The sequence below is a fragment of the Paraburkholderia sp. PAMB 6770 genome (genome assembly GCF_057748135.1).
Map to the genome: position 1 here is coordinate 2,265,140 of NZ_CM173239.1, position 16,117 is coordinate 2,281,256.

The following is a 16,117-nucleotide window of genomic DNA, read 5'->3' on the forward strand; positions in this document are numbered from 1 at the left end:
TCGAGTTCCGCGCAGGGTGCGCCGAGGTACCCGACAACCTCGGCGAATACATGATCAATCACGAGGTCGCACAGCGCTCGCCGCTGATGCTGCCTTGTGGTGCCGGACTGAGAGACAGCCATGCTGGAAACGTCGCAAGTACTGACGCACACACCGGTTGATTCGGGGCCGCTCGTCCAGGCATTCCTGACGGGCGCACAATTGGGTCTTTCGGCACCAGGTACGTCGCCGCTTCAAATGGCGGGTGGCTATCCGAAGCTTGCTATCGGCGCGACGAGCTCTGCGACGGGATCGATCACTGTCCAGCGCTACATCGACGCGGCCGGCCTCATTCCGCAAGGCCCTGCGCTGACGCAGGCGCTCACAGCCGGCACCGCTGGCGTCCTGAACGTCAACGATGGCGCGCCGTTCCAGTCATTCACCGTCGCCATTGCCGGCGGCACGCTGACGAATGTTGGCTGCCTGTTTTCGAGCCGCTAAATGCCGTCTGCCTACCTCCAGAGCGCTGATTTTGCCGCCTATGGCGTGCCGAATGCGACAGCCGCCCAGGTCCAGCAGGCGAGCACGCAGATCGATGCCTACCTCGCGCGCCGCGAGGGACTGATCTGGGCACCGGATGGCAACGGGAACCCGTGCTATATGGCCGGGATGAATCCCAGTCTGACATTGGCTCTGGCGAGCGCGATTGCACCCGGCCAGAATGTCGTCGTGAACGTGACCGGTCCCACGGGGATGTTGAAGGTGGGATCAGTGCTCATCGCCGATCAGGCGACATCTGACATCACCGAAGCGCTCGTCGTGCAGGCCATCACGGCTCAGCAGATCACATTCGCGAATGTGCAGTTCGCGCATGCGCAGGGCGCTCAGTTAAGTGCAGGGATGACGATCGTCGAGCAGCGGACTATGCCGGAAGACCGGCCCATTACGATGGTCGCGCAAACGCCCATCATGGCGATTCTCTCGGGTGTCGGTCGTTATGGCTACATGCGTCGGGGCCAGGATGCCGTCGGCTCCATCGATACATACAACCTGCTCGCGGTCATGTCGAAGTTTGGCGGTCCGCCAGCGTGGGAAGTCTGGACGCCGCAGGCGAACAGTTGCGACCCGGAGACGGGCACTGTCTGGGTACCGGCTGGCGTCCTGCTCGCCTACTACACCGAGGTACGCATGCATTACGTGGCGGGATGGACGTATGCGACCCTCCCCGCCGAAGTCAAGCAGGCTTGCGCGAACATCGTCGGCAACATCGCTGCGACCGCCGGCTTGCCGCGTACGATGCAGCGTCTTCAGGCCGGAGATACGGTGATGCAGCGTTTCAACACACAGGCTGGCGTCCTGAACAGTTTCGTGATGGACGACGACACGAAGGCACTCCTTCGGCCGTATTGCGCACGGTTGTACGCATGAGCTTTCTGTACCCGCGCATCATTTCCGTTACGCGGCCGGCCAGCGACATGACGCCCGGCTACCAGCCGGACTACAGCGGCCTTGACTCTGCGAATGAAACGTCGATTGCCAGTGGCTTGCCGGCATCGATCCAGATCAAGAAGGAGCGCGGCAAACCAGATGCCGACCTGCCGGGCGATGCTGCAGCGAAAACATTCTGGACGGTGTTCATTCCGGCCGGATCTGCTGCGCTGGGCCTGATCCAGGCCAACGACGTGATCACCGATGATCTGGGTGTACGATACCAGGTCACTGCCCCTTACTGGAACTCGCTGGGGCACGCGCTTCTCGTCGAACGTCTGGAGCCGTAATGGCCGATATTTCGGATGTCATCAATACCTTGGGTAGTCTCGCAGGTGCGGCGATGTACCCAAATGGCACGAGCCAGCCGAGTGTAGTGGGCACTGTCGCGGTAGTGCGCTCCGGGTGGCCCGTCCCCCAGCAATTGAAGGCTCTGATGGCGGCCGGGAATGTCATGGTCACCATCTACGGGATGCCCGGGATGGGCAAGAACACGACGCGCTTTCTCGGTGATGACGATGCGCAAGCGACCGTCCCCGCAGCGAAACTTACCCTGTCGGTTTACGCCAACATCGTGACCGTCGGCGGCTCGATCAATGCTGGCGAGGCCGCTACGCTGCGCGTGAATTACCAGCCGTACAGCTATGCGGTGCAGGCGACGGACACGATCGAGACGGTAGCGGCAGCCCTGGCTGCCATGATCCCGGGCGCATCGGCGAATGGCTACCTGATCCAGATCAATGGGGCCTTCGATATCGAGACGGCTATCTCGGTGCCGGTCGAGGTGCAGCAGGAAATCGGCAGGCAGACGCAGGTTTTCATGGTGACGATATGGGCAACTACCGAAGCGCTGCGTGACGCTGCGGCCCGCGCGCTCGAACTCTCGTTCAAACAGCAACCGCGCATCACAATGCCCGACAACACGTGGGCCAGACTGCTTTACCGCGGCGTAACGCAGAGCGACGGCGCTGAAAAATCGCAGATCTATCGCCGCAACCTGCTCTACGAGGTTGAATACGCACTCACTGAAACGGTCATCAAGAACACCGTGACGAATCTCGGCGTGTCGGCCACGCCAGCAAACGGCTCGACCTTCAACGTCAACATCTGAGGCCCTCATGGCAAAGACGCAATCCGACGCGGCTGACGATCAGCCCGTGAATATGCCCGGCTATTACCTCGTGGTGCGCCACGCGTTCGACGCATACCGCAAGGGGGATGCGATCCGCGATCAGGCGGAAATCGCTCGCGTGCTCGCTGGCAATCCGCGCAACGTGCACAAGGTGATCGGATGAGCTTCGATCACACGCACAGCGCTGGCGCAGCACTGAAGCTGGCCGTGGCTCGTTTCGTCGGACAGGAGGCCACTCCTGCCATGTGCGTGCGCATCAAGAAGACGTTCATCCAGATCATGGGCGAGCAGTTCGGCGTGGACTGGGCCCGGGACGCATGGCGCATTCAGGTTCGGTTCATCGACGGCCACCGGCCTGACGTGCGCATCCCGCCGCACATGCTGAAAAGTACCTGATCCATTCTCCCCTCCGCATCTGAGCCGCCTTCGGGCGGCTTTTTCTTTTCTGGCCCGCCGCGCGCGGGCTTTTTGCTTTTTAGGAGCAAAACATGCCCGTTTATCAGGCCGGCCAAGTGAACGTCACTGCGTTGCAGGCTCCCGACCTCTACGTCATCATCCAGCCGCCCAGCATCGCCTACATCAACGGTGTCGCGACCGATGGTCTTGGCCTGGTGGGCGTCGGATCGTGGGGGCCGGTGGACGCCCCGATGATGGGCATCGGCAATAGCGCGCAGGCGCAGCAGATGGTCGGCCCGGTCACGTTCCGGCAGCACGATATCGCGACGGCGGTTGCGATCGGTGACCAGAACAGCGTCCAGAACTACATCCTCGTGCGCGTGACGGATGGCACCGATACCGCAGCGAGCGCGAATCTGGTCGACACGCAGGGATCTCCGGCGACGGGCATGACGCTCACCGGTTTCTATACCGGCGTCGTCGGCAACGGCATCACGGCATCCATCGTCGCCGGTACTGCGGCGAGCACCTACAAGCTCTCGATCCAGCGATCGGGACTCACGCCGGAAGTGTTCGACAACATCGGCATGGGTGTGAGCGCTGGCGCAGTCACGGCTGGCACGGGCTATACCTCCGTGCCGAGCCTGAGCATTTCCGCTCCACAGGGGGCCAACGGCGTCCAGGCGACCGGCTCGATCAGCCTGAAGGTGCTATCTGCCGCGATCGCGGCGCCCGGCTCCGGTTATGTGACGGGCGACACGATCACGCTGCCCAATGGCGTCATTCTCACCGTCACGGCGTCGGCAGGAGCCATCACTGCGCTCACGGTCACGAATGCCGGCTCCCTCACGGCCGGCTCGATCCCGACGAACCCGGTCGCGCCATCGTCGACGTCGGGTGTTGGCACAGGCGCCACCGTCACGCTGACGTGGGGTCTTGGCACGTTCAAGGTGACCAATCCCGGCTCGGGCTATACCTCGGCCACGGCGACGCTCACGGGCGGCGCAGGTACGGGCGGCTCGATCGCGTTGACCGTCAGCGTCTGGCTGAACATGGTCAACGCCGTGAACAACGGTCAAACCGGCCTTCGCGGCCCATCGCAGAACTGCATTGCGACGCTCGGCACGTCGGTCAATGCGCCGAACCTCACCAACACCTACGCGCTCTCGGGTGGCACGGATGGTGCCGGAGGCGTGTCCGATACGACGCTGGTCGGTGCCGATGGCCTGACGCGCACCGGCATGTATGCGCTTCGCAAGTCCGGGGCTCAGGTCGGCAACCTGATCGACTGCCAGACGTCAACGACGTGGGCCGCGCAGCTCGCCTTCGGGCTGCAGGAAGGCATCTACTTCCATGGTGCCAATCCGCCGGGGACTAGCGTCACGAACAGCGCTGCGGCACTCGCGAGCGCGGGCGTGGATGGCTACGGTTTCGCGTGCCTCGTGGGGGACTGGTGCTACTGGCAGGACACCGTCAACGGCGTGAACCGGATGGTTTCGCCGGCCACGTTCAGCTCGGCCAAGCAGGCTGCGACGAGCCCGGAACAGTCGATCCTGAACGCCTCACTGGGCGGCATCATCGCGACGCAGCGCAGCCAGCAGAACTCGCCCTACAGCGATTCCGAGATTGCCCTTGCTGCGACCTCACGCCTCGAAGTCATCACGAACCCAGCGCCGGCCGGCGCGATCTTCGCGGCGCGCACCGGCCGCAATGCAAGTAGCAACAGCGCGACGAACGGCGACAACTACACGCGCATGACGAACTACATCGCGTTCACGATCGCGAGTGCGTTCGGCTACGTGCCGGGGAAGGTCCAGACGATCAACCTGCGACGTAACGTGAAGGGCGCGATGGACGCGTTCTTCGCGAACCTGCAGGCGAACAACATGATCGGCAACGTCAATGCGCCGACGCAGCCGGGCTGGTCCGTGCAGATCGATGCGAACAACAACCCGATCAGTCAGGTCGCACTCGGGTACATGGTCGCGACGGTGGCGGTGACGTATCTGAGCATCGTCCGGTATTTCCTCGTGAACATCGAAGGTGGCCAGACCGTCACCGTCACACCACAGTAATTCTCTCTCGTCCATTCAGGCCACCCGCACGGTGGCTTTTTCATTTCTGGAGTAAGCCATGCCGATGAACGGCTTGAATCTGGGGCGCGACTACAAGTTCGACGTCTACACCTCGACCGGTCTCCTCGTGCTCCCGACGCTGTTGAATTTCAAGCGCAAGAAGATCAACCACAAGATTACCGTCAAGCCGCTCAACGGGCTCCCGATCAACCTGAACTTCCAGGAGGGCGGCTGGGAGGGTTCGTTCGACGTCTCGCGCGCGGACGGCACGCTCGACTCCTACTTCGCTTCGAACGAAGCGGCGTACTACGCAGGTATCAACCTGCCGGCTGGCGTAATTCAGGAAACCATCCAGGAAGTCGCCGGGACCGTGAGCACGTTCCAGTTCCAGGGCGTGATTCTCTACTACGAGGATCCCGGTGAAGCCGAAGCCGAGAAGAACGTCATCCAGCGCGTTTCCTTCGCTGCCAGCACCCGCATTCAACTGAACTGACCATGACCGAACTGAACGTTACCGAAACCAGCGGCGAAAAGCCGGAACTCGTCATCAGCGGTGATACGGTCACCGTCCCCGTCGGCGACGGCCGCACGCTCACCCTCATCTATCCGGGCCCGCTCGCCCAGTACGACATGGTGCAGGCCATGGGCGCCGAGGCAGCGGACAACGGTCGCCTCGTGCGCATGTTCCTGCCGCTCGTCTACCTGAGTGCGATCGACAAGCAGCCGATCTCGCCATGCACGTCGCTTCTCCAGATGCGCGGACTTGTCAGCCGCCTCGGTCACAAGGGCCTGCAAGCCCTGCAACGCGGCGTGAAGGTATTCGACGAGCGCGACGAAAACGAGATGGCCGATCAGGCAAAAAAATAAGCCGGGATGCCGGTCTTCGTCAGGTGCTGATGCTGACGAAAGCGGGCGTCCCGTGGGAAATCGCGACGAAGCTCTCCCGCTCGAAACTACTGGGCTTCTGTGTCGCGGTAGGCGAACTGGAGGGCCGCAAGTGGTCGTGGTCCCAGATGGAATGGCAGGCACCTGAATGAAGACCTACAAGTCATTCGGGGCATTCTCGCGGGCAATGGAGCGTGCCGCAGCGGAACTGGAAGTCGCGTACGGCATGGCAATGGAAGCGGGCGCCATCATGGTAGAAGCCTCCGCGAAGGCCGAATTCGGCCACTACCAGCGCGAGAATATGGGTGAATTCGACCCGTGGGCCGAATTGAAGGATGCGACGAAGCAGCAGCACATTCAGGCGATCGTGGATGGTGAAGCTGCCCCTGATGCCGGCGAAAACACGCCGCTGCTTGTGAAGGGTGATCTGCGCGAGAGCATTCACCACGACTCGGGACCCAAACAGTTCATCGTAGGCAGCGAGTCCGAGATCATGGAATGGCAGGAGCAGGGCACACCGACGATCCCGCCACGTCCCGTACTTGGCCCAGCGCTCTATCGCGACACTGACGAAGTCGTGAATCTCATCGGTCAGGCCGTACAAGACACCATAGCTGGCAAGAAATGACCATCAACGCCTATTCGATCGCCGTCACGGCGGAACTGACGGATAACGTCAGCAATCGTCTGATGGCCATTGCCGAGTGGGCCGACAAGGCCAATACGGCGATGCTCGCGTTTGCCGAAAGCGCGCGCAAGGCTTCGTCGGCAGGCCTCGGCATGGCCCGTAATTTCGAGAAGGCGGCTACCTCTGCTACGGCGCTCGGCGATAGCGCAGGCAGTCTCACGCGCGCGAGTTATGTGCTCGACACGATGGCGGCGAGCAGTGCGGATCTGGCGCGGAACATGGCCGCGGCGCGCACAGAAGCGGGCGGCATGCGGGTGCCGGGTGGTCGCGTGCCCGAGGGTGGTAACGCGTCGGGGGTTGCCGAGCCTGCTCGCTCGGACAGCGTTGGCGCGGCGACTGGCGTCGCGACGGCCGGGATGCTTTACGGCGCGTACGAAAATGCTCGCCTGGCCGATCAGAACGTGAAGGCGGTGGCAACCGCACAGATTCCATTCGACCAGTGGCAGCCGAAAATCGAGGATCTCCGGAATCGCGAGATGGCCTATGCAAGCAGGTATGCATGGGCCACCGGTGGGCATATCGAGCCCTTCGGCGAATCGATGCTTGAAGGCGCGCGCCTCATGCGCACCCTCCCCGCCGCGCAGCAAAAGCAGATGATGGACTTTGCGATGCCGTACATCGCGCTGGAGTCCAAGCTGAAAGGCGTGTCGATGCCGGAGGCGACGCAGGCGTTTATTGGTCTGTCGCACATGGCTGGTGCCTACTCGCCAGATGTCGCCAGGCCGCTGTACGAGTCGATGCTGCAGGCATCCCTCACTTCGCACGCGTCGCTTGGCCAGATCGCACGCGCGGCGAGTTACGCCCTTCCCGCCCTCCATGCGGCCGGAGCCAATTCGAGCGATGTAATGCTGCTCGTCGCGACCATGATGCAAGGCGGCATCATGAACACGAAGTCGGGCACGTGGCTTAATGCCATGGCGATGAATTCGCTGCCGAATACGCTCGGAAGTGGCCTTTTCTCGAACAAGAAGCAGAACGAGGCGCTCCACGCGCTCGGGCTCTATCACGGCAACAAGTCCATGTTCTACAAGAACGGCAGCATGGATTTGATGCACCTGATTGCCATCCTCGCTGGTGATCGGGAGCATATGGAACCGCTGAAATTCAACGCCCTGCTCAAGATGGCATTTGGTACGCAGGGACAGCGCGGCGCGTCATTCTTCAGTGAAGATTCGACAATCAACAACCTGCATGCGCTGGCCGACCTGAAGAACTTCTCGCAGCCGCCGATGGACGTCGGCAGGATGATTTCCCAGGTGAGCACTGTTGGCCTCGCCGATCAGACGATCGCCAACGCCAACATCACGCTGATGAACGGAACGCAGACGCTCATGGGGCCCATCAATTCGGCGCTCAGCACGCTCGGCTCGCTTTTCGGTACAACGGCAGGCTTTACGAAGGATCATCGAGTCGTCGGTGGCGCGCTGGACGTCGGAATGCTGCTCGGGGGCGCCGTCGCTGGTCTCGGTGCATGGAAGGGTGCGAAGGGTGCTGTGGGGTACATCGAGAAGGCCATCGTCGGTCTGTCGAAGTACATCGCACGCGGGAGCGCGACGCTGATCGCTGATGCGGCAACAACCCTCACAGGCGAGGAAGTGGGTGCTGCAGCGGTCGCTGCCTTCGGCGGCGAACTCGTGCTGGGCACCGCGATCCTGGGCGGGATTGCCTATTTCATCCAGCATGCGATGGACAAGGTGACGTCGAAAATGACGTCCGGCGACCAGCTCAAGTTCTATCAGGATGTTGCTGGTGGAGAACCGCTCTTTGGGGGCGGCTCGAATGTCACGAAACCCGCGGCGGCGGCAAAGCAGGATACGCACGTCACAGTGAAAGTCGACAGCCACGATGTCGCCGCCCATGTCGAGAAGCGGCTCGTGCCAGCCAAGACGACCGGGCCGACCGGTTTCAACGGCGATGCTTCGACCTACACGCCCAGCATGGGAATGTATCCGTGAACCCTTTTGCAACCCTTTCGCTGGTAACGCCGAACGGCACGTTCACGTTCTCCGGCGCCGAGGTTCCGGAACGGATCAATTTCGGAGGCGCGCATCTTCTCGATGTCCAGAAGATGATCGGCGGCCGGCGTCGCATCAACGCGATGGGTGCCGATGACGAGCCCCTGCAATGGTCGGGTCTCTTCCTGTACGCGTCGGCGCTGGACCGGGCGCGCTTCCTCGACAGCGTGCGCCGCGAAGGGCTGCAATGCACGCTGTCGTGGGATGCGCTGCGCTATACGGTGGTGGTCGCCGAGTTTCACGCCGACTACAAGTATCCGTTCAAGATCCCGTACTGGATCCGGTTCGAGGTCATCGAGGACCAGACGGCCACGGTCGACTCGGTGCCCGCGATCACGCCGGCGCAGTCGATCTCGTCTGACCTGTCGAGGATGAACACCCTGTCGAATTGCATCGGCGATTCGACGCTAAACGGCCTGATCGGCGATCTCGGGAGCGCCCTGAGTGCCGTGCAGTCGGCAACGCAACCAATCGCGAACGGGCTGAAGGCAATCACGTCGTTCGTGAGTGGGGTGGCGAATTGCGCAGATCAGGTTGTCAACACGGTTGAGAGTGCGGTGGCATCCCTGGCGAGCCCCCTGCTTGCAGTCACTTCCCGCGTCCAGGGCCTCATCGCGAGTGGAGAGAACGTCGTTGCGAACACGGCCGGCGTGGTGGCAGGCGCGCCCGCATCGACGAACGTCTATAACTCGCTGGCGGTGATGAACTCGGCGGTTCAGTTGCCCGAACTCTACGAGTTGCAGAGCCTTTGTGCGCGGATGCAAGTGAATCTGCCGCTCGTGAATACGCCGACCAGCGCGAAAACGATCACGGTCGGGGGTGGAGACCTGTACACGATTGCCTCGCAACAGTACGGGGATGCCTCTCAATGGACGAAGATCGCGGCGGCCAACAACCTGACGGACCCGATGCTAACCGGCATCAACACGCTCGTAATCCCCTGACATGCTCAACACCCTCCCGACCGCCGGCACGCTCGCCGCGCCGCGGTCGATCCTGCAGATTGGGGCGACCGCGATCAAATGGCTGAACTGGGATGCCGGGCACAACGGGATTTTTGAGGCTGGCACGATCCGGATCGAAGTCGCAGGTGATTTCCCGAAATGGTCGTGGTGGACACAGCAGACGGAAATCCTCGTGGATGTGTACGTGGGTTTCCCGCAGGATCCGCAGAACTACACGGCGAGTGACCTGACACTGTTACAGACGTACCGGATCGATTCCATCCGGCTCGATGCGATGACGCAGCGCATTACCCTCATCGGCCGGGATCTCACGGCGCTGCTCATCGACAGGAAGATCGATATCAAGTTTCCGAATCAGACGGCCAGCCAGATCGCAACGTATCTCGCGCAGCAGGTAGGCCTCACGCCGAACGTGCAGGCGACAAAAGACCTCGTCGGGCACTTCTTCACGCTCGACCACGTCAGCCTGCATCGCCAGCAGTCGATGTGGTCGATCCTGACGTATCTGGCCCAGCACGAGGGAGTCCAGTGCTTCGTGCTGGGCCGCACGCTGTACTTCGGGGCATTCGGAAGTGCGCTGTCCAGTGAACCGTACCTGATCCAGTACACACCACCGACCACGCAGACGCCCTACCCGCAGTCGAACGCGACGAGCCTTGAGTTTGAGCACGACCTCACGCTGGCGAACGATGTATCGGTGAAAGTCCAGAGCTATCACGGCATGAAGAATGCGGTGTACACCTCCATCGCGACCTCCAGCAAGACAGAAAAGCGCGTCGAACGCGATGCGACGCTGGCCCAGAGCGTGCAGGAATACCACTTCACCTTCGCGGATCTGACGCAGGCGCAGTGCGATGCGAAAGCGCAGCAGCTGCTCGAACAGATCAGCAAGCACGAAATGAAGATGGAAGCCGTGCTGCCGGGCGACACGATCATCTATCCGTGGACACCCGTCGTCGTGCAGGGAACGGGAACGCCGTTCGACACGACCTATGAGGCTGCGCGCATCCGGCGCCGCTGCTCGGCTTCTCCACCGAAGTTCGATGTCTCGGTGCATGGAAAGACGGTGACGGACGCACAAACGGTGACACTGGCGTGATCGACTACATCAAGCGCGTCGTGTCGGAGTTCATGGCGAACTTCACCCCGACGAAGTACGGCCAGATCAGCGCATACAACCCGGACAACTACACGGTCAAGGTCATGCTGATGCCGACCATGCAGGAGACGGGCTTTGTGCCACTCGCCGCGCCGTGGGTGGGCAACAACTTCGGTGCAGTGTTCGGGCCGGCGATTGGCGATTCAGTGCGGCTCGATTTCGTTGACGGCCGCGTCGAAGCGGCGCTCGTGGGTGGCCGCTTTTTCAACAATTCGGCGCTGCCGCCTGTGGTGCAGTCGGGACAGGCTGCGATCGTCGATAGCAAAGGTTCGTACGTCAGGCTGAACAACGACGGGACGATCAGCTTCAATGCAGCCACTGGCATGTACTTCTCGGCGCAGACGATCGCCATGCAGGCAACCCAGACGATCGGGCTGACGGCCGGGACGGAAGCGACTGTCTCCGCGCCGCAGATCGAACTGGATGGGCAGGTTACGCAAGGCACCGGGCCGCAAGGCGGTACGGCCACGCTCAACGGTCCTGTCACAGTCAACAACGACCTCATCGCCGAAGGCAAGAGCGTGCACAACCACACGCACACTGCGCAAGGCGCAAACGCGGTTACGACGCCGCCGAACTGAAGCCGAATATGACCGATACCTCGCACTGGTGGGGCCAGGACATCCAGTTCTCGGCCTCGGGAGACGATTTGCTCGCGACAGGCATTCAGGAAATAAACCAGCGCATCGTCCGCGCACTTCTGACGCCACCCGGCACCTACATCTGGCACCCGACATACGGGGCCGGCCTTGGACGCTTTGTAGGCCGCGCGCTTTCGAGTGAGCAATTCGCCGAGATCAAATCGCTGATCCAGAGCGTCCTGAAAGACGAGCCTGATGTCCAGAAGCAGCCTGCACCAACCTACACGTATCAGTCTGACGCCACGGGGTTGCTGAGCGTCACGATCAATTACGTCTACGCGCCGACCAGCGTCCCGCAGACCCTCACCTTCAACGTACCGGCGTATGGCTCTTAACACGCAAAGCTTCACGCGAATCGTCCAGCAGCAGGTCGCGGCGATCCAGTCGGCGGTTACGGCGGTCGGGGGCATTCTGTACTTCCTGGTGGGCTCGATCGAGCTCGCACGCGTGGAAGCCGTGGCGGCCGTCACGATGTGGCTGCAGTCACTCGTCATGCAGTTGCTGAACGTCACGCGCCTGTCAACCTCGACGGGTAGCGATATCGACACATTCATCGCCGACTTCGGATGCCCGCCGCGCGAAGCGGCGGTGTCGGCAACCGGACAGGTCGTATTCTCGCGCTTCACGCCAACGAATGCCGCGACGATTCCGGCTGGTACGTACACACCGAACGCAAGCGGCACCGGTGGATCGTATTCCGGGGGCGCGATGCTGCTCACGGCCGACGGCACGCAGCCGTTTCAGGTCATCCCCGATTCGACGCAGACGTACTGGAATGCCGCAGCGAATGCCTACATCATCCCGGCCGGCGTCACGAGCGCGCAGGTCACGGTGCAGGCACAAAACGCGGGTACGCAGGGCAACGTCGCCGCAGGAAGCATCACGACGATCTCCACAGCGATCGTCGGCGTCGATACGGTCACGAACAGCAGTGCGTTTGCCAATGGCGTGAATCAGGAAAGCGACGCTGCGGTCCAGGCGCGGTTCCAGACGTATGTGTCGGGGCTGCGCGCGGCCATCGCTTCTGCGGTTGAATCGGCGATCGAGGGCGTCCAGCAGGGTATCCAGTACGAGATCGTCGAAAACCAGACACTGGCTGGCCAGACGCAGTACGGCTTCTTTTACGTGGTGATTTCGCCCTACACGTCGGAGCTTGCAAGCGCTGTCTATGCGGCGGTCAACGCGATCCGCGGACTATCCATCACGTTCGCGGTGTACGCAGCGACACAGGTCACGGCGAACGTCACGGCGACGATCACTGCATCCGCTGGTTACACGCTTGCGGATGTCGAGGCAGCCGTTCAGACCGCGATCCAGAATTTCATCGCCTCTATCCCGCTCGGTGGCACGCTGGAATGGACGCAGATCTTTTCGGTGATCTGGGGGGTTCCGGGCGTCGCCACGGTCGCTAACACGATGACGCTCAATGGCGGGAATGCCGATCTGCCCGCAGGCGTGAACGGAACAATCGTGGCCGGCACGATCACGGTGAACTGATGGCCACCGGAGATATCAGCGACCTCTTCGCGAGGCTGAGGGTACAGATCCCCGGTTCGTGGTTCAAGCTCTCACCGAACTTCGACGCGACGCTCCATGGGCCAGCGTGGGCACTCTCGACGATCTATGCCCAGATCACCTACGCGACGCTGCAGACGCGCATCGCAACGGCGACCGATGGCTATCTGGACCTCATCGCCAACGACTTTTTTGGCACGAGCCTGCCGCGCCTGGCGAATGAGACGGACGGCGCATATCGCACACGCATCCTCGCGAACCTCTTCGTCAAGGGCCCGACGCGCGCCAACATGTCGGCTGTCCTGACGCTCATCACAGGACGCACACCGGACATCTTCGAGCCCAGCAATACGACGGACTCGGGCGGCTGGGATGGCGCTTTCTACTGGGATACCGGTGTGGGCAAGTGGGGCGCACCGATGCCCTACCAGAGCTTCGTCACGGCCTATCGGCCCATCACAAACGCGCAGTCGCTCGGCGAACTCGATTCGTTTCGCTGGTCGTGGGACTCATACGGCGCATGGTCGGACTCACCGGGCACGTCAGTCACTGACGCCTCGATCATCGCGGCGGTTGAGTCGACGCGCATGAAGGGCACCGTGGTCTGGATGCGCATCGCTGATAACCCGGTCACTCCCTGACCGCTGCCCCATTACCTCAAGCCGCCCTCGGGCGGCTTTCTGCTTTTCTGGAGCCTGAATGGATCGCCCTATCGTTTACACACAGGAGCAGGGTCGCAGCACCGATTTTCTGTTCGCGCAACGCGCCACGATGATCGGCCTCGCAAAGCTCTCGCAAGCCGCATTCGGCAGCAACACCGTCGTGCGCGGGCTCGCTGTGTCGCCCAATTCGCCCGCAGCACTGAATGTGCTCGTCGGTCTCGGCGAGATTTACACGATGGTGGAGGTGGATGCGACCTCGTGGGGTTCGTTGCCGGCCGATACGACGGACATTGTCCTGAAACAGGGCCTCAACATGTCGGCACAGACGATCTCGACGCCTGCGCCGTCGACGGCCGGCTACAGCATCAATTACCTAATCGAGGCGCAATATCAGGATCAGGACACGACTCCAGTCGTGCTTCCCTTCTACAACAGCGCCAACCCGCAAGAACCATTGAACGGTCAGGGCGGGAATGGAGCGACGCTGCCCACTGAGCGTCAGGGTGTCTGCGTCATCCAGGCCAAGGCCGGTATTGCTGCCACTACGGGCACGCAGACGACGCCTACTGTTGACAGCGGCTGGACGGCTCTCGCAGTCGTGACGGTGGCGAACGGCCAGTCGACGGTCACGTCGGGCAACATCTCGATCCCCGCTGGCGTGCCGCAACTCACGAGCCTGCTGCAGATGATTCAGACGGGCTCAACGGGTTATGCCGTTGACAGCAGTTCGACCGCCAACACGATCAGCCTCGCGCTGACGCCTCCCATCACTGCTTACACGGATGGGCAGGAAGTCACGTTCAAGGCCGCGAACAGCAACACGGGCCCGTGCACGGTGAATGCTGGCGGTGGCTCCGTCAACCTGACCGGCGCCGCTGGCGCATTGCAGGGCGGCGAAATCATCGCCGGCAGCCAGTACACTGCCATCTACAGCGCGACTCTGGGCGAGTTCGTGCTGAACAGCCAGACAGGGGGTGCCCTTCAGGTAAATCCGGCCACGAAGACGCAGCACGCCATTCAGGCCGCCCAACTCCAGTCCGGCTCACTCGTCTACGCGACCGACACCAGCAACACCGCCAACGTTATCACCGCAGCCCTGTCGCCTGCGCCGGCCGCGCTGACCGATGGCATGTCGGTGACGGTCAAGATCGCGAACTCCAACACGGGCGCAACGACGCTCAACCTGAACGGCCTCGGCGCGGAGAATGTGTACGGGCTCTATGGTGTCCCGTTGCAGGGAGGCGAGCTCGTCGCCGGGGGCATGGCGCAATTCCGCTGGTCAGCGGGTGTGGGCGTCTGGGTGCTGGTGTGGGCGCAGGACGGGGCGTTGCAGATTGCGCCGGGAACGAAGAGCAATCAGGCGGCGCAGTTCAGCCAGATTGGAAATAGCCAGGGCATCGTCACCATTTCCAGTTCAACAACGATTCCGAGTAGCCAATTCGGTTGCCTTTTCCAGCCTCCTACCGGCTCTGCTGGTGGTTTCACATCCACGCTGCCGAGTGCAACCGGCAACGCGGGGAAATTCCTCTATTTCTTCAACTCAAGCAGCGGTAACTGGACGCTGAGTGCTGGCAATTTCAACACCAGCTATGGAGTCGGTACGTCCATCGTATTGCCTCCGAACTCGACGGCGGTCCTATGCTGCGACGGTGTGTCGTACAACGGCATCGGCGGCTCGGCCGGCGCTGGCTCGACGCCTCGTGCGATGACGTCTTCAGGCATCGGACAGTGGACTACGATGACCGTCGTGCTCGGCAGTTCCGGAACGGTGACGCTGCCCGCCGGCGGTACCTGGCAATGGTGGTGCGCGGTCAACAGCGGCACTTCTGGCGCGATGGGCATCTCTGCCGGCGGTACGACGGTTGTGGGGCCGACCAATTTGACGAGTTCCGTGGGCTTCTGTTGGAGGATTGCCTAAATGACGACCGAAACGATTACCTTTGAACAGATGGGTTTTTCCTCGACCGTCACGGCCGCGTCGGCGACGCCAGCCGACGACGGCTATTACGGCACGTGGAATGGACTGCCATACCATGTCCACCCGAGCGCGACTCCGGATGCGTATGCGGCGCTTGAGGCGGCCATTGCAGCGAACGAGGTGACGGTCGACGCCTATGTTGCGCCGACGCTCACACTCGCCGAGGCGCAAGCGCAAAGCGTCGCAGCGCTGACTCTTGCGTGCCAGTCGTCGATCGTGTCCGGATTCTCGTCGGCAGCGCTCGGCAGCGCGTCTTCGTATCCCTCGACGCTCACCGATCAGGCGAACCAGCAGTCGGTCGCCGCATCGGCGTCAGGCGGCTTGCTGTGGTGCAAGTCGGGCAGCGGAGCGTGGGGGCTTGTCGCACACACGCAGGCCGAAGCGCAGGCCGTCTGCGCCTCGTTCGTGTCCTGGTTGAACGCCTGCCAGCAGCAGCTCGCGACGCTGCTCGCGCAGGTCAACGCGTCGGACGCGACGCTCGCCGGGGTGCAGGCCATCCAATGGACGAGCCCCACTCCCTGATTCAAAGAGAGACGCCG

At 62.2% G+C, this 16,117-nt stretch carries 19 protein-coding genes; all 19 read left to right on the top strand.

The window, feature by feature from the left end; translation table 11 throughout:
• Window positions 1–120 precede the first annotated feature (120 nt).
• The 19 genes from AC3AP7_RS27610 to AC3AP7_RS27700 all read left to right on the top strand — a co-directional run bounded on the left by AC3AP7_RS27610 (window position 121) and on the right by AC3AP7_RS27700 (window position 16,100).
• Complete coding sequence (locus tag AC3AP7_RS27610; protein ID WP_487363474.1) at window positions 121–480, top strand: hypothetical protein; 360 nt, start codon at window positions 121–123, stop codon at window positions 478–480.
• Entirely contained in the window at window positions 481–1,407 is a 927-nt protein-coding gene (locus AC3AP7_RS27615) for a hypothetical protein (protein ID WP_487363475.1), read from the top strand.
• Window positions 1,404–1,757 (top strand): hypothetical protein, encoded by a 354-nt coding sequence (locus tag AC3AP7_RS27620; RefSeq protein WP_487363476.1) that lies wholly within the window; start codon window positions 1,404–1,406, stop codon window positions 1,755–1,757. The genes AC3AP7_RS27615 and AC3AP7_RS27620 overlap by 4 nt, the downstream gene beginning before the upstream one ends.
• Window positions 1,757–2,578: a hypothetical protein gene (locus AC3AP7_RS27625; protein WP_487363477.1), complete on the top strand. Its 822-nt coding sequence runs from the start codon at window positions 1,757–1,759 to the stop codon at window positions 2,576–2,578. The genes AC3AP7_RS27620 and AC3AP7_RS27625 overlap by 1 nt, the downstream gene beginning before the upstream one ends.
• Window positions 2,579–2,585: 7 nt before the next feature.
• Entirely contained in the window at window positions 2,586–2,762 is a 177-nt protein-coding gene (locus tag AC3AP7_RS27630; protein WP_487363478.1) for a hypothetical protein, read from the top strand.
• Entirely contained in the window at window positions 2,759–2,995 is a 237-nt protein-coding gene (locus tag AC3AP7_RS27635; protein WP_487363479.1) for a hypothetical protein, read from the top strand. Before AC3AP7_RS27630 ends, AC3AP7_RS27635 begins: the two co-directional genes overlap by 4 nt.
• 92 nt (window positions 2,996–3,087) lie before the next feature.
• Window positions 3,088–5,070 (top strand): hypothetical protein, encoded by a 1,983-nt coding sequence (locus AC3AP7_RS27640; protein WP_487363480.1) that lies wholly within the window; start codon window positions 3,088–3,090, stop codon window positions 5,068–5,070.
• 58 nt (window positions 5,071–5,128) lie between these two features.
• The gene (locus tag AC3AP7_RS27645; protein ID WP_487363481.1) at window positions 5,129–5,563 is read left to right on the top strand and encodes a hypothetical protein; all 435 of its coding nucleotides are present in this window, start codon (window positions 5,129–5,131) and stop codon (window positions 5,561–5,563) included.
• Between the two features lie 2 nt (window positions 5,564–5,565).
• A complete protein-coding gene (locus AC3AP7_RS27650; protein ID WP_487363482.1) occupies window positions 5,566–5,937 on the top strand; it encodes a hypothetical protein in 372 nt (123 codons plus the stop codon).
• A 166-nt stretch (window positions 5,938–6,103) separates the two neighbouring features.
• Complete coding sequence (locus AC3AP7_RS27655) at window positions 6,104–6,583, top strand: phage virion morphogenesis protein (RefSeq protein WP_487363483.1); 480 nt, start codon at window positions 6,104–6,106, stop codon at window positions 6,581–6,583.
• Window positions 6,580–8,598, top strand: a complete 2,019-nt coding sequence (locus tag AC3AP7_RS27660) for a phage tail tape measure protein (protein ID WP_487363484.1) — start codon at window positions 6,580–6,582, stop codon at window positions 8,596–8,598. The genes AC3AP7_RS27655 and AC3AP7_RS27660 overlap by 4 nt, the downstream gene beginning before the upstream one ends.
• Window positions 8,595–9,602, top strand: a complete 1,008-nt coding sequence (locus tag AC3AP7_RS27665; protein WP_487363485.1) for a hypothetical protein — start codon at window positions 8,595–8,597, stop codon at window positions 9,600–9,602. The genes AC3AP7_RS27660 and AC3AP7_RS27665 overlap by 4 nt, the downstream gene beginning before the upstream one ends.
• A gap of 1 nt (window position 9,603) precedes the next feature.
• Window positions 9,604–10,722, top strand: coding sequence for a hypothetical protein (locus tag AC3AP7_RS27670; protein WP_487363486.1), 1,119 nt, complete (start codon window positions 9,604–9,606; stop codon window positions 10,720–10,722).
• Window positions 10,719–11,363, top strand: coding sequence for a phage baseplate assembly protein V (locus AC3AP7_RS27675; RefSeq protein ID WP_487363487.1), 645 nt, complete (start codon window positions 10,719–10,721; stop codon window positions 11,361–11,363). The genes AC3AP7_RS27670 and AC3AP7_RS27675 overlap by 4 nt, the downstream gene beginning before the upstream one ends.
• A gap of 8 nt (window positions 11,364–11,371) precedes the next feature.
• Entirely contained in the window at window positions 11,372–11,758 is a 387-nt protein-coding gene (locus tag AC3AP7_RS27680; RefSeq protein WP_487363488.1) for a phage tail protein, read from the top strand.
• A complete protein-coding gene (locus tag AC3AP7_RS27685) occupies window positions 11,748–12,920 on the top strand; it encodes a baseplate J/gp47 family protein (protein WP_487363489.1) in 1,173 nt (390 codons plus the stop codon). The genes AC3AP7_RS27680 and AC3AP7_RS27685 overlap by 11 nt, the downstream gene beginning before the upstream one ends.
• Window positions 12,920–13,579, top strand: coding sequence for a hypothetical protein (locus tag AC3AP7_RS27690; protein WP_487363490.1), 660 nt, complete (start codon window positions 12,920–12,922; stop codon window positions 13,577–13,579). Before AC3AP7_RS27685 ends, AC3AP7_RS27690 begins: the two co-directional genes overlap by 1 nt.
• 58 nt (window positions 13,580–13,637) lie before the next feature.
• Window positions 13,638–15,518, top strand: a complete 1,881-nt coding sequence (locus AC3AP7_RS27695; protein WP_487363491.1) for a hypothetical protein — start codon at window positions 13,638–13,640, stop codon at window positions 15,516–15,518.
• Complete coding sequence (locus tag AC3AP7_RS27700) at window positions 15,519–16,100, top strand: DUF4376 domain-containing protein (RefSeq protein ID WP_487363492.1); 582 nt, start codon at window positions 15,519–15,521, stop codon at window positions 16,098–16,100.
• Window positions 16,101–16,117: the final 17 nt, after the last annotated feature.